Annotated in this window: 12 protein-coding genes; 4 read left to right on the plus strand and 8 right to left on the minus strand. The window is 41.2% G+C overall.

Annotation, left to right across the window (positions count from 1 at the left end; all coding sequences use genetic code 11):
• Positions 1-24: 24 nt before the first annotated feature.
• Positions 25-591 (plus strand): murein L,D-transpeptidase catalytic domain-containing protein, encoded by a 567-nt coding sequence (locus ACH30E_RS13915; RefSeq protein ID WP_490825326.1) that lies wholly within the window; start codon positions 25-27, stop codon positions 589-591.
• Here ACH30E_RS13915 and ACH30E_RS13920 read toward each other — a convergent pair.
• The 3 genes from ACH30E_RS13920 to ACH30E_RS13930 all read right to left on the minus strand — a co-directional run bounded on the left by ACH30E_RS13920 (position 560) and on the right by ACH30E_RS13930 (position 2,771).
• Positions 560-1,390: a segregation and condensation protein A gene (locus ACH30E_RS13920; protein ID WP_294990216.1), complete on the minus strand. Its 831-nt coding sequence runs from the start codon at positions 1,388-1,390 to the stop codon at positions 560-562. The genes ACH30E_RS13915 and ACH30E_RS13920 overlap by 32 nt on opposite strands.
• 153 nt (positions 1,391-1,543) lie before the next feature.
• Positions 1,544-1,975: a large-conductance mechanosensitive channel protein MscL gene (mscL, locus tag ACH30E_RS13925; protein ID WP_294990213.1), complete on the minus strand. Its 432-nt coding sequence runs from the start codon at positions 1,973-1,975 to the stop codon at positions 1,544-1,546.
• A gap of 55 nt (positions 1,976-2,030) precedes the next feature.
• On the minus strand, positions 2,031-2,771 hold the full coding sequence (locus ACH30E_RS13930; protein ID WP_490825325.1) for a PPK2 family polyphosphate kinase: 741 nt from the start codon (positions 2,769-2,771) through the stop codon (positions 2,031-2,033).
• A 377-nt stretch (positions 2,772-3,148) separates the two neighbouring features.
• Here ACH30E_RS13930 and ACH30E_RS13935 point away from each other — a divergent pair, with 377 nt between their 5' ends.
• Positions 3,149-4,021, plus strand: a complete 873-nt coding sequence (locus ACH30E_RS13935; protein WP_294990207.1) for a DMT family transporter — start codon at positions 3,149-3,151, stop codon at positions 4,019-4,021.
• A gap of 176 nt (positions 4,022-4,197) precedes the next feature.
• On the opposite strand, the gene frr is transcribed toward ACH30E_RS13935, so the two are convergent.
• Entirely contained in the window at positions 4,198-4,761 is a 564-nt protein-coding gene (gene frr / locus ACH30E_RS13940) for a ribosome recycling factor (RefSeq protein ID WP_490825324.1), read from the minus strand.
• A gap of 158 nt (positions 4,762-4,919) precedes the next feature.
• On the opposite strand from frr, the gene ACH30E_RS13945 reads away from it, so the two are divergent.
• A complete protein-coding gene (locus ACH30E_RS13945) occupies positions 4,920-5,762 on the plus strand; it encodes a transketolase (RefSeq protein ID WP_294990201.1) in 843 nt (280 codons plus the stop codon).
• Positions 5,763-5,878: 116 nt separating this feature from the next.
• Here ACH30E_RS13945 and ACH30E_RS13950 read toward each other — a convergent pair whose 3' ends face one another.
• Together ACH30E_RS13950 and rbfA are read right to left on the minus strand one after the other, a co-directional pair.
• Positions 5,879-7,084 carry an FtsX-like permease family protein gene (locus ACH30E_RS13950; protein WP_490825323.1) on the minus strand — a complete coding sequence of 402 codons (1,206 nt, stop codon included), beginning with the start codon at positions 7,082-7,084 and terminating at the stop codon, positions 5,879-5,881.
• Positions 7,085-7,193: 109 nt separating this feature from the next.
• Positions 7,194-7,565, minus strand: a complete 372-nt coding sequence (gene rbfA, locus ACH30E_RS13955) for a 30S ribosome-binding factor RbfA (protein ID WP_490825322.1) — start codon at positions 7,563-7,565, stop codon at positions 7,194-7,196.
• Between the two features lie 65 nt (positions 7,566-7,630).
• Here rbfA and ACH30E_RS13960 point away from each other — a divergent pair, with 65 nt between their 5' ends.
• On the plus strand, positions 7,631-9,451 hold the full coding sequence (locus ACH30E_RS13960) for an ABC transporter ATP-binding protein (RefSeq protein WP_490825321.1): 1,821 nt from the start codon (positions 7,631-7,633) through the stop codon (positions 9,449-9,451).
• Positions 9,452-9,585: 134 nt separating this feature from the next.
• Here the strand turns inward: ACH30E_RS13960 and ACH30E_RS13965 are convergent, their stop codons facing one another.
• Both ACH30E_RS13965 and ileS read right to left on the minus strand, forming a co-directional pair.
• Positions 9,586-10,515 (minus strand): TraR/DksA family transcriptional regulator, encoded by a 930-nt coding sequence (locus ACH30E_RS13965; RefSeq protein ID WP_490825320.1) that lies wholly within the window; start codon positions 10,513-10,515, stop codon positions 9,586-9,588.
• 6 nt (positions 10,516-10,521) lie between these two features.
• Positions 10,522-13,908, minus strand: coding sequence for an isoleucine--tRNA ligase (gene ileS / locus ACH30E_RS13970; RefSeq protein ID WP_490825319.1), 3,387 nt, complete (start codon positions 13,906-13,908; stop codon positions 10,522-10,524).
• Positions 13,909-13,968: the final 60 nt, after the last annotated feature.

The following is a 13,968-nucleotide window of genomic DNA, read 5'->3' on the forward strand; positions in this document are numbered from 1 at the left end:
AGCGATCATCTTTTATAGAAAAAAATGTTTCGCCTAAGTTTAGTAGCCGTTTCAATTTTGCTATTTAATCTACTCTCCGCTCAAACAAGGTTCGCAAATCTGCAACCGACTATAAAAAATTTTATTCAGCAACAAAAAATGGAAGACAGATTTTGTTTTCTTGTTGATCTCCAGCTTCATAATGGCAAAAAACGTTTTTTTATTTACGACATTTTGAAGGATAGCATATTAAATGCAGGCATGGTAACACACGGTTCTTGCAGGGAATATTATTTATCTGATGTCAGGTATTCTAACCAACCTGGATCTGAATGCAGTTCAAAAGGAAAGTATAAAATTGGACCTCAATATTATGGCTTGTTTGGAAAATCATATAAGCTATTTGGGCTCGACAGTACCAATAACAATGCATTTAAACGGTCGGTAGTATTACATGCGCATAGCAGTATTCCGGATAAAGAATCATATCCCGATCAGATACCAAATAGTCAGGGATGCCCGACTGTATCTCCTTACTTTTTTGGCTTACTGAGTAAGTATATCACAGCAAGTAAAAAACCTATTCTTCTGTGGGTACTGGATCGTCGGTGAAAGTATTGGTGAAGTCTTCGTCGGTAAGTCCTTCTTCCTTCAATTCTTCCTCCCTATGTTCATTCCATTCTACAATAAAATTATTCTTACCCTCAGCTACCATCAGTTTCATGAATTTCTGCTGGGTAAGTTCGAGGATAGATAAGAATAAGAAGATGGCATGTATGCGATCGTTACATTGTTCAAAAACTTTTTCGAAAGCCACCGTTTTTTCTTTTGCTACAAAATCGAGCATATAATCTCGGCTGCCTTCCATGGTGTAGTTATAACGAACTACGGTGTGTACTGGTTTGTTCTGGCGATCGTGCACACGTTGCATCACTTTTTCAAAAGCCTTCATCAGCTTGAACATGGTGATGTTCTGTATCTCGGTACCTTCAGAAGCATCTTCACCTATTTCGGCCAGCTCTTTCTGCAGGTTACCACGCTTTACCATCAGCATACGCATGGCTTCCATTTCAGCCATCTGAACAGCGGCTTCCTTGAATCTCTTGTATTCGAGGATTTTATCGATCAGTTCCTGACGAGGATCTATTTCATTACCCTGTGCATCTATTTCTTTGCGTGGTAATAATAATCTCGCCTTAATACGCATTAACGTAGAAACGAAAAGAATAAACTCACTACTAAGTTCAATATTCAGTTTTTCTCCCTGGTGTATAAAATCAAGGAAATCCTGGATGATTTTAGTAATAGGAATATTATAGATATCCAGTTCATCCCTTTCAATAAAAAACAAAAGGAGGTCGAATGGGCCCTCGAACTGGTCTAATTTAATCTGATAACTCGCTGTATTCACTGGTTCATGCTTTAGCTGCAAAGAAAACCCCTTCGGAGCTTATTTGTATCCGAAGGGGGTAATAGTTATCCACTTTGGGGTCCGGAGACCGAAAGTCCGAAAGTCAGCAGAATCTTCTCCCGGACTTCCGGTCTTCCGGTCTTTCCGACTCTCCTACACCTTCTTCAAAGAATCCCGTATTTCCGCCAGCAATTTCTCACTTTCTGAAGGTCCGGCTGGGGCTGATGGTTCTGCAGGGGCTTTCATTTTATTGATTCCTTTAATTACCAGAAACACTACAAAAGCCACTATTATAAAGTCTAATACATTGGTAATAAAACTGCCATATTTAATAGATACCTCGTCTGCTGCTTTGGTAATAACTGCTCCACTGGCGTCTTTAACCTCTGCAACGGCCTCTTTAAGTACCAACACTTTGTCATTAAAATCAACTCCTCCGGTTAACATCCCTACAACCGGCATAACCACCCCGTCTACAAATGAAGTGACAATTTTTCCAAATGAGGCTCCCATTACAAAAGCCACTGCTATATCTACCAGATTGCCCCGCATGGCAAACTCTTTAAATTCCTTGAGCATTCCCATAATGTGTTAGTTTGGTGAGTGATGAAAATAAATAAATTACCGGAAAAGAAAAAGCCTATTTCTTTAATCCCGGATACCGCATATTCAATGATTTCAACAAACCATGCAAGGCACTCGCCAATATATATTCCTTGTACCAGTTTTGGTCGGCCGGGGTGATGGTCCAGGGTATTTTATTACACTGGTTGAAACAGTCTTCATACACCCTCATATATTCCTTCCAGAGTTTGGCTTCCTCAAAATCCTTTTCATTGTATTTCCATTGCTTCTGCGGGTCACTAAGTCGTTCCGTTAACCTTTGCTTCTGCTCCTCCGGAGAAACATGTAAATAGAATTTAAGGATATGAGTCTGGTTATGTTTGGTAAGCAACCATTCAAAATCATTGATAGCACGCATCCTTTCCTTTGCCTGCTGATCAGTACACCATTTATGTACCCTGGTGATAATGATGTCTTCATAATGTGACCGATTAAATACCTGAATCATCCCCTTTGCAGGTGCATGTTTATGAATACGCCATAAAAAATCGTGCGATAATTCTTCAGCAGTAGGAGCTTTGAAAGAACTAACAGTAACTCCCTGCGGGTTCATATTACCAAATACATTACGGATGGAACCGTCTTTCCCGCTGGCATCCATTCCCTGTATTACGATCAGTACTGAATGTTTCCCTTCCGCAAACAATAAATTCTGCAGTTCATCGAGTTCTGCTACCATTTTGGCCGTTTTGGCTTTTATTCGTTCTTTATTCAGATTTTTTGGAGCACGGGTGCTGATTTTATTGAGTTGTATCATAGGTAGAAAGTTAGTTCTTTAAAGTTAACCTTTATCGTTAGATCTATTTCATTGCTATCAGGGCATTTGGCTGCAAGCTACAAGCTGCAAGCTGCAAGCCTTGATTGGTGGGTGTTTTAGGTTTTCTGCTATTATTGGTAAAATATTTAGGCCTGCGAACCAGTTATGTATAATTAGCTGGTTAAATAAATATTTGATTGTTGTTAATGCTTGTCTGTTATTAATAGAACACGGATTATCATGATTTTCAAGATCTATCATGATAAATCTTGAAAATCATGATAATCTGTGTTCCATAATACGCAACACCTATAAACCGCCATTTCGTAGATTGAAAATAACTCGTTCAAAAACCTCACCTTTACAAAAACGAAGCCTTGAAAGACAAACTGCTTAATTGGGGGATATTTATTGCACTTTCTTTAATCTGGGGTAGCTCATTCATCCTGATGAAAGAAGGCATGCGCGTACTTTCTCCATACCAGGTAGCTTCTATACGGATTTTGAGTGCAGGACTGGTTCTCACACCGTTTGCACTTAAGGCATTAAGACAGATACCCAGGAATAAATGGTTGCTGGTAGTACTCTCTGGATTATTGGGTAACTTTTTTCCGGCTTATCTTTTTTGTGTTGCGGAAACCCAGATAGACAGCTCCCTTGCCGGCATTTTAAATGCGCTAACGCCCTTATTTACCATACTGGTCGGCATTTCTTTTTTTCAGTTAAAAGCCAGCAGCACAAAAATCATCGGCGTGGTGATTGGATTTATTGGTCTATGCCTGCTGATGCTTTCCGGAAAAGAAGTGAGCTTTAATAATTTATCCTATGCTGCGCTGGTATTACTCGCCACACTTTGTTATGGTATAAATGTAAATATGGTTGGCAGACATATGCGGGAAGTGGGTTCTCTGAATATTGCTTCACTGGCATTTGTTTTCCTTATAACTCCATCTGTTATCATTTTATACTTTACGGGTTATCTTCAGCTTAATTTAACGGATGCCAGTGTTGTTAAAGCCACAGGCGCTTCCTTTATTCTCGGTGTTTTTGGAACCGCAATTGCCTCCATCATTTTTTATATGCTGGTAAAACGTGCAGGCACCCTCTTTGCTTCGATGGTTACCTATGGCATCCCATTCGTTGCAGTGTTCTGGGGACTACTAGACGGCGAAAGCATTACCATACTACAAGTTGCCTGCCTCGGCATTATACTATGCGGAGTATATCTGGTGAATAAAAACAAAACATAAAAATGGCTGATATCTGATGTAGGATGTCTGATTTGAAATTTGAGGATGTCAGATCGCAGATGTCAGATTTGTTTACGAAAAAAGGTTGCGAACAAGTTCGCAACCCTCAAATTATTTCATCCTAAATCCGACATCAGCGATAAAAATCTGACATCTGCCATCTGACATACAAATATCTAAACCGCCATCATTTCTTTTTCTTTTGCCGCGAGGTGTTTGTCTACCAGTGATATAAACCTATCTGTTACATCCTGGATAGATTTTTCTGCATCTTTTGCGGCATCTTCACTTAGACCATCTTTTTGTAATTTTTTTACTTGCTCAATGGCGTCGCGACGAATATTACGGATGGCTACTTTTGAATGTTCTCCCTCACCGGCTGCTTTTTTCACCAGTTCTCTTCTTCTTTCCTCGGTTAATGGTGGTAAAAACAAACGTAACTGAACTCCATCATTCTGAGGAGTAATGCCAATATTGGCAGCCATAATAGCACGCTCAATAGCGGCAAGCATATTTTTCTCCCATGGCTGTATGCTGATGGTACGTACATCCAGTACGCTGATATTAGCAACCTGGTTAATCGGTGTTGGTGAGCCATAATAATCCACTGCAATACCATCCAACATGGTAGGATTAGCCTTACCAGCACGTATTTTGGTGAGTTCCGTTTCCAGGTGATTGATGGCTTTACCCATATTATCTTCCGTATCGGCGAGTATTAAATCCAGCTCTTCTGACATAGTAGCATTTTAAGTGGGCAAAACTAATGAATTAGGAGGAAATAGTGAATTGTCAATAGTGAATGGCCAATGAATCAGAACATGTATGCACATTGGACAATTCACCATTGACAATTCACAATTCACCTTTATCTTCGCACCACTATTAAAACCATACTATGGCAAGCATCCAGGAACTCCAGTCAGCGGCCTCACAGATCAGGCGCGACATCGTAAGAATGGTACATGGCGTACAAAGCGGACACCCCGGTGGATCATTGGGTTGTACCGATTTCTTAACCGCCCTGTTTTTTCATACCATGAAGCACGACCGCCAGTTTAAAATGGATGGTGTGGGGGAAGACCTGTTTTTCCTTTCTAACGGACATATTTCTCCTGTTTATTATTCCGTATTGGCGCGTTCTGGTTATTTCGACGCGAAAGAGCTGGCTAGCTTCCGCAAGCTGAATACCCGTTTGCAGGGCCACCCAACCACTCACGATCATCTACCAGGTGTACGTATTGCTAGTGGTTCACTGGGTCAGGGTATGAGTGTGGCAATCGGTGCTGCACTTACCAAAAAATACAATAACGACCCTCACCTCGTTTTTTCTTTGCATGGTGATGGCGAATTACAGGAAGGACAAATCTGGGAAGCAGTAATGTTTGCTGCCCATAATAAAGTAGATAACCTGATTGCTACCATCGATTGGAACGGTCAGCAAATCGATGGCCCAACCAGTAAAGTACTGGCGCTGGATAGTCTGCACGATAAATTCAAAGCATTTAACTGGACCGTTCTCGAAATGAATGGCAATGATATGGATGATGTTGTTGCAGTTCTGGATAAAGCAAAATCAATGACCGGCCAGGGTAAGCCCATCTGCATACTCATGAAAACAGCGATGGGTAAAGGTGTAGACTTCATGGAAGGCAGCCACGAATGGCACGGCATCGCCCCAAGCGACGAGCAATTAGCCAAAGCTTTGGCGCAATTGCCTGAAACATTGGGGGACTATTAGAGAAGTCAAAATTCAAAAGTCAAAATTCAAAAATATCGTTTACAAAGAGAGCCGCTTATGAATAATAAGCGGCTCTCTTTTTTTGACTTTTGAATTTTGACTTTTGAATTTTGATCTCACTTCAACGCCAACTCCTGCTTACTTGCTTTTCTCGAAGGAATCCAAGCGGCTATAAAACCGATAGCAGTTACTGTTACAAGTACAAGCAGGTAATCTGATAGGATGAGCTTTACCGGATATGCTTTTACAATAAATGTATCGCCTCCCAGTTTAATGGGTTCAAAGCGAATTTGTATCCAACAGATTAATGTTGCAAGCAACATGCCTAGCGCGGCACCAACACCTGCAAGCAATAAACCCTCAGATAAAAATATAGATTGAATTCTTTTTTGAGAAGCTCCCATTGCCTGCAATACTGCAATATCTTTTTGCTTCTCTAATACAAGCATCGTTAATGCGCCAATCATGTTAAAAGCGGCAACAACAAGTATCAGTGATAAGATAGCATAGATAACCCACTTCTCCATTTGCATCACCGCATAAAGACTTTTATTCTGCTCATACCTGGTCTGCACCAGAAATTCCTTGCCAAGCAATTGTTGCAATTGTTGTTTTACTTCATTTTCCTTTCCAGTCACTTTAATTTCAACAGCACTGTATTCATCGCTGTTCATATTAAGCATATACCTGAAAAAATCGAGGTTGGTAAATGCATATTTATTGTCAAACTCCTGTTGCACCTGAAATGTGCCCGAGGGCCTGATTTGTTGCACGTTTAGTCCTTCCAAAGAATTAAACTTTGCTTTGCGGTTGGGTGTATAAAGTGTGAGAGGATAAACAGATCGTTCAACCTCAGCACCAATCGCATTTTCAATACCATAGCCTAATACAATTTGGGGAGATTCAGCATTACCCAAATTATATTTTCCTCTCTTAATATGGTCGGTAATTTTATTGGTAGAAGCATATTGCTCATCAACTCCTTTCACCAATACAATGGCCTGATATGGGCCATTCACAAGCAATGCTTTTTCTTCGGCAACCAGACTCACCACTGCCACACCTTTCACTGCTTTAATTTGATGCAGGCGTTCATTATCTAATTTTAATATTTTACCCTTTGCAGGCGCAACCCGAATATCGGTGTAGAAATCCGTGTAAAGTCCTTTTACCAGTTCTTCAAATCCATTAAATACACTTAGGATAATGATAAGTGCCGCACAACCAACAGTAATAGCCGTAACGCTGATCCATGCAATAATATTAATTGCATTGGTAGATTTCTTGGAACGAAAATAGCGCCAGGCAAAAAGGAAGTTCAATGTTGTGGGTTTTGGTGAATGGTCAATGGTGAATGGTCAATGGTGAATGGTCAATGGTGAATGGTGAATAAACCTCATTATTGACCATTCACCATTGACCATTCACACGCTACTGTTCTCCTGTTTTTCTTTCGTCTTCTATTTTTTTAAACAGTTCTTCCATTTTAAACACATAATCTAATGTATCATCCAGATAATAATGAAGAACAGGTATTCTGCGGAGTTGATGTTTCATTTTGTCGGCCAGTTCCTTTTTGATTTCCCAGGCACGGCTTTCAATGGTTTTCATCACAGACTTTTGGTCTTTTACCTGAAAAAGACTCAGGTAAATGCGTGCTTCCAAAAGGTCAGGTGTTACTTTAACAGACGAGATAGATACCATTCCGCCATCAATCATAGCCAGGTTTAGCCGTCTGAAAATATCATTCATTGATTCCTGTATGGCCCCTGCCACTTGTCTTTGACGTTTTCCCTCTTCCATGTTGATCGCTTTAATTGGTGGTAAAATTAGTTACTTTGCTGTGTTTTACCGATTTTATCCTGAATATGAAGCGATTTTCGAGAATACTCTTTTACCTGCGTAACCAGAAGCGAAACATTGTATTATACCTGTTTTTCAACCTGTTTTCTATCCTTTTTTCATTGGTTTCACTAGCTATGCTGGCTCCTTTTCTACAGTTACTGTTTAATAAGGAGAACCTGGTAAATGTTGAACCCAACTTTACCCTCAGCGCCAATGGAGTGTTAATTTATTTCAAATATTTCCTCAGTCAACTGATCATCAAGTACGGTGAAATCTATGCATTGGCAACCATTTGTGGTATCATCATCGTGTCTGTATTCCTAAAAAATCTCTTTACCTACTTATCGTTTCGGGTGCTGGCACCTATGCGCAACTATGTAATGACCAAACTCAGGGCAGACCTCTACGGTAAGATTCTTGAGTTACCTATAGGTTTCTTTACAGAGCAACGCAAAGGTGATATCATCAGCAGAATGAGCAATGACGCAAATGAAGTAGAATGGAGCGTGATGAGTACCCTTGAAGGATTGATCAAAGATCCACTCAATATCCTGATCATTCTTGTAATGCTGGTTTTACTGAGTCCGGTGCTTTCCTTATTCCTACTGGTATTATTACCCTTAACTGGTTTTATCATTGGCAGACTTAGTCGCTCTCTCAAAAAACAGTCAACCGAATCACAGGAAAAGCTGGGCACATTGATGTCCATTCTCGATGAAACATTGGGTGGCTTGCGCGTAATCAAAGCATTTAATGCGGAGAAAATTTTACAAAGCAAATTCATCGGTAATAACAATGCCCTAAATCATATCCGTAACAAGATGAATTTCCGGAAAGACCTTGCCTCACCTATGTCTGAATTCATGGGTGTATTGGTATTGTCTTGTATACTTTGGTTTGGCGGGAAATTAGTGCTTGATGGACAAATGGGATTGAAAGCAGAAAGTTTTATTACTTATATCGTATTCTTTACTCAGATCATTAATCCGGCTAAATCACTTTCCGGTTCCTTTTACAGCGCCCAGCGTGGTAGTGCTGCTATTCAACGTATCGAAGAAGTATTGCAGGCTCCTGTTACTGTTACGGATAACCCGGGTGCGAAAAAACTGGAGAGCTTTCAGCATTCTATTGAATTCAGGAATGTTTCATTCATGTATGAAGATGTGACCATTCTGAAAAACATCAACCTGAAAATTGAAAAAGGTAAAACCATTGCACTTGTTGGATCATCGGGTGCCGGTAAAAGTACATTGGCAGACCTTGTTCCCCGCTTTCACGATGTAAGTAGCGGTGAATTGCTGATAGATGGGGTAAATATCAAAGAATACACCCTGCATTCTGTTCGCAACCAGATGGGTATTGTTACGCAGGAACCTATACTTTTTAATGATAGCATAGCCAATAATATTGCGTTGGGAATGGATCAGGTGAACCAGCCTGATATTGAACAGGCAGCACGTGTGGCCAATGCCTATGATTTTATTCAGCATAAGGAAGAAGGTTTCGAAACGAATATTGGTGACAGAGGTTCTAAACTCAGCGGTGGTGAGCGCCAGCGTGTAACCATTGCCCGTGCTGTGCTTAAGAACCCTCCCATTTTAATTCTTGACGAAGCAACTTCATCGCTCGATACCGAAAGTGAAAGACTGGTACAGGATGCCATCAATAATATGATGCAGCAAAGAACTTCCATCGTCATAGCCCACCGACTTTCCACTATCCGTAATGCCGATGAAATAATCGTATTACAAAAAGGCGAAATCGCCGAAAGAGGAACACATGATGAGTTATTGGCAAAAGGAGGTATTTACCGAAAGTTAGTGGAGATGCAGGAAGTGAGGTAGGGTGAATTGTCAATGGTGAATGGTGAATAGGCTGTAGATCGTGGTAGCATTAATATAAAATAATAGAGGTCGCAGTTTGCGACCTCTATTATTTTATATTAATGCTATTGACAATTCACCATTGTCAATTCACACTATTCACTACTCGGCTTCACCAACCCAAGCTTTGCTTCCAGGCTCAAAGTTGCGTGAGGTACTGCGCGGAGGCGTGCTTTATCGATGAGTTTACCGGTAACACGGCAAATGCCGTAGGTTTTATTCTCGATACGCATGAGGGCTTTTTCCAGGTGATCGATGTAAGTAATCTGCCTGCTGGCCATCTGGCTCAGTTGCTCTCTTTCCATGCTCATACTGCCATCTTCCATGGTCATGTAACGGGCATCGTCATTATCGCCACCCATTTCATCTTTACGGGTAATAAGACCTTGTAAATAAGTAAGCTCTTTTTTAGCAGCTTCCAGTTTTTTATTGATCAGGTCACGGAATTCATTCAGGTCCGCATCACTGTATTTCACTAATGTTTCGTTATTTCTCACAGTTTCTACTCTTTTTTCTAATGGTGTATATCCGGGCTGATAAGGAACGCTCGACTTGGTGCTTGTTTTAGGCACTTTTACCTCTTTAAGTGGTTCCGGTGCTTTGCGCACTGGTTTCACAGGAGGTGCGGGTGGACCTTTAGGCTCTGGTTTTTTCATGGGTGGCAAAGGTGTTGAAACAGGTTTTGCTGCCGGGGCAGGTACTGCTTTAACGGGTGCTTTAGGTGCGGGTTTTGCCGGAGCTGCCGCTTTTTTTACTGGGGCCGGTGCGGGTTTAGGCGCAGGCTTGGTAGCTTTTACAGGCGCTTTTGCTGCTGGTTTAGGAGCAGGTTTTGGCGCAGGCTTAGCTGCTTTTTTGGCAGGAGCCGCTTTTTTAGGAGCAGGCTTTGGAGCCGGTTTAGCCGCCTTTTTAGGCGCAGGTTTAACAGCAGCTTTCTTGGGTGCTGGTTTAGAAGCTGTTTTCTTGGCTGGTGCTGCCTTGGGAGCCGGTTTTTTAGCTGCCTTAGGAGCTGGTTTTTTCGTAGCCATACGCTTTTATCCTTTTTTGTTTACTACCACTTTCAGCAGTGTGTCATTTACTTCAATTTCAATGCCATCGGTTATTTCAGGCACCCATTGAATGACATCTGCCAAAATTTCGCGGCAAATATAATCGTTATACTTAACAATAGACGGCTTAAGGCTTTCTGCCTCAAGCACGGTCACGAATATACGGTCTGTAAGGTCAAAACCGCTGTCTTTCCGGATATTTTGTATCCGATTCACGAATTCTCGGGCATCTCCCTCCTGTTTCAGCTCGTCGGTAAGGGTTATGTCGAGCGCTACCGTAAGACTTCCCTTACTGGCCACACTCCATCCCGGAATGTCTTCAGCGGCTATTTCTACCTCCCCCAGGAGGATTTCTACCTGCTCACCTTCCAGATTCAATAAAATTTGACCTTCTTTTTCAATTGTAGCAATTTCCTGCTGATTAAAACCAGCGATCAATGCACTTACTGCTTTCATTTTGCCCCCCAGTTTGGTACCGAGTGCCTTGAAATTAGCCTTGATTTTTTTCTTGATGATTCCTTCTGTGTCGGTGATATATTCCATCTCCTTCACATTTACTTCCGCTTTTATCAGATCCTCAATCAGCTCAAGCTGATGTTTCATTGCCGGATTAAGCACAGGTATCAACACTTTCTGTAATGGCTGACGTACTTTGATATTCACTTTCTTACGAAGCGATAATACCAGCGAACAAACATCCTGTGCAAGTTGCATACGCTCTTCCAATACAGCATCTATTGCAGCTTCATTGGCCACCGGAAAATCTGCATGGTGCACAGATGCAACACTAAACCTTCCTGTAACGGCATTGAGGTTACGGAATGCTGCATCACTAAAGAATGGTGAAACAGGCGCCATCAGTCTAACAATGGTTTCCAGACACTCATATAAAGTTTGGTAAGCACTAATCTTATCTGTTTCATATTCTCCTTTCCAGAAACGACGGCGACAAAGACGCACATACCAGTTACTCAGGTGCTCATCTACAAACTCTTCAATGGCACGTCCTGCAATAGTAGGTTCATAATCATCCATTGCAGCCGTAACTTTCTTAACCAGGGTATTTAAGGAAGAAAGAATCCATCTGTCGATTTCAGGTCTTTCAGCCAGTGGCAAACTTGCTTCTTTGAAAGAGAACCCATCTACATTAGCATACAGCACAAAGAATTGATAAGTATTGTATAAGGTTCCAAAGAACTTACGTTGTACTTCCTGAATGCCTTCGATATCGAATTTCAGGTTATCCCAGGGCGATGCATTGGTAATCAGATACCAACGGGTTGCGTCTGCACCATATTTTTCAATGGTTTCAAATGGATTCACCACATTACCGAGGCGCTTACTCATTTTGTTGCCATTCTTGTCTAACACCAATCCGTTACTCACAACAGTCTTATATGCAACACTATCAAACAACATTACGCCTATCGCATGTAAAGTATAAAACCAGCCACGGGTTTGGTCAACACCTTCCGCAATAAAATCTGCAGGGAACGCCTCACCCTGGCCCTCTCCACGGTGTGGAGAGGGAAGAGCGGGGTCAATCATTTCTTTGTTTTCGAATGGATAATGCCACTGAGCATATGGCATAGCACCACTATCAAACCAAACATCAATTAAATCTGGTACACGGTGCATTGGTTTGCCCGATGCACTTACCAATACTATTTCATCAACATAAGGTTTATGTAAATCAAGAATACCTTCGTGCAAATAATTTTTATTGACATCGCCTCCTAACACTTCATTGGCTTTGCGGATACCTTCATTCAGTTCTTCGATTGAACCGATACAAATTTCTTCGCTGCCATCTTCTGTGCGCCAAACAGGTAAAGGAGTTCCCCAGTAACGACTTCTGCTCAGGTTCCAGTCTACCATGTTTTCCAACCAGTTACCAAAACGTCCTTCACCGGTACTCTTTGGTTTCCAGTTGATGGTTTTATTCAACTCTACCATCCTGTCTTTAACAGCAGTGGTTTTGATGAACCATGCATCTAAAGGATAGTAAAGAATAGGTTTATCTGTTCTCCAGCAATGTGGATAGCTGTGTTCGTATTTTTCAACCTTGAAGGCCCTGTTTTCTTTTTTCAGTTTTACGCAGATATCTACGTTTACATCCACATAATCTTTATCGTCTTTGTAATTCTTTACATAACGGCCACTGAATTCTCCCAGTCCATCCACAAATTTCCCTTCGCGGTCAACCATGGTAAGTATACCGATATTGTATTTCTGTCCAACTTTATAGTCATCCGCACCAAATGCAGGCGCTGTATGTACGATACCTGTACCGTCTTCTGTTGTTACAAAATCGCCACACAATATGCGGAATGGTTTAGCACCGGGCGTAATTTCTTCAACAACCTTTGGTGCGTTTGCTTCATAAGGAAGTAACTGTTCATAAGTAGCTCCTTCAATTGCGGCACCTTTAAATTCTGTAATAATTTTCCAGGGCAATAATTTTACTTCTGCGTTATAACCAGCAAAATCACCATTCTCACCTTCTGGTTTGAAATACTTGCCCAGTAAGCTTTTTGCCAATACAACATTCACTGGAAGATGTGTGTATGGATTAAAAGTGCTAACCAATACATAATCAATATTTGGTCCAACTGTTAATCCAAGATTGGAAGGGAGTGTCCACGGAGTGGTGGTCCAGGCCATGTAAAACACTTCTTCAGAACCTGCTGCATCAAAAAGGAAGGCCGTTTTGCTGTCTTTAATCGCTTTGAACATTGCAACGGCACTGGTATCTTTTACATCTTTGTAAGTACCAGGTTGATTGAGTTCATGTGAACTTAATCCGGTTCCGGCCGCAGGAGAATAGGGTTGAATAGAAACGCTTTCATAGAGATAGCCTTTCTTATATAATTCACTCAAAATCCACCAGAGCGATTCAATGTATTTATTATCAAAAGTTATGTATGGATCGTTCAGATCTACCCAATAACCCATTTTAGTAGTGATATCGTCCCAGATATCTTTGTAGCGCATTACCGCCTCACGACATTTCTGGTTATAATCTTCAACAGAAATTTTCTTACCAATATCTTCTTTAGTGATTCCTAATTCTTTTTCAACACCCAATTCAACTGGCAATCCGTGTGTATCCCAACCGCCTTTGCGTTTAACCTGAAAACCCTGCATGGTTTTGTAGCGACAAACCATGTCTTTCAACGTACGGGAAATAACGTGGTGAATACCGGGCATACCATTGGCGCTGGGTGGCCCTTCATAAAATACAAATGGTGTTTTGCCTTCACGCAATGAAACACTTTGTTCGAAAGCCTGTCCATCCTTCCATTTAGCCAGTATTTCTTTTTCTATGGCCGGGAGGTTCAATCCTGAAAATTCCGTGTATTTAAGACTCATATATTTCCTATCTGCTTGCTTTGCCTGAAACGCCTTATCAGGCAGGTTTTAAAGGCTGCA

It is taken from the genome of Sediminibacterium sp. FW305-C-61, assembly GCF_058231065.1.

Coding starts and splice junctions, on each gene's coding strand:
- ACH30E_RS13915 (WP_490825326.1), top strand. CDS start 25: ATGTTTCGCCTAAGTTTAGTAGCCGTTTCAATTTTGCTATTTAATCTA.
- mscL (WP_294990213.1), bottom strand. CDS start 1,975: ATGGGAATGCTCAAGGAATTTAAAGAGTTTGCCATGCGGGGCAATCTG.
- ACH30E_RS13930 (WP_490825325.1), bottom strand. CDS start 2,771: ATGATACAACTCAATAAAATCAGCACCCGTGCTCCAAAAAATCTGAAT.
- frr (WP_490825324.1), bottom strand. CDS start 4,761: ATGTCAGAAGAGCTGGATTTAATACTCGCCGATACGGAAGATAATATG.
- ACH30E_RS13945 (WP_294990201.1), top strand. CDS start 4,920: ATGGCAAGCATCCAGGAACTCCAGTCAGCGGCCTCACAGATCAGGCGC.
- rbfA (WP_490825322.1), bottom strand. CDS start 7,565: ATGGAAGAGGGAAAACGTCAAAGACAAGTGGCAGGGGCCATACAGGAA.
- ACH30E_RS13960 (WP_490825321.1), top strand. CDS start 7,631: ATGAAGCGATTTTCGAGAATACTCTTTTACCTGCGTAACCAGAAGCGA.
- ACH30E_RS13965 (WP_490825320.1), bottom strand. CDS start 10,515: ATGGCTACGAAAAAACCAGCTCCTAAGGCAGCTAAAAAACCGGCTCCC.
- ileS (WP_490825319.1), bottom strand. CDS start 13,908: ATGAGTCTTAAATACACGGAATTTTCAGGATTGAACCTCCCGGCCATA.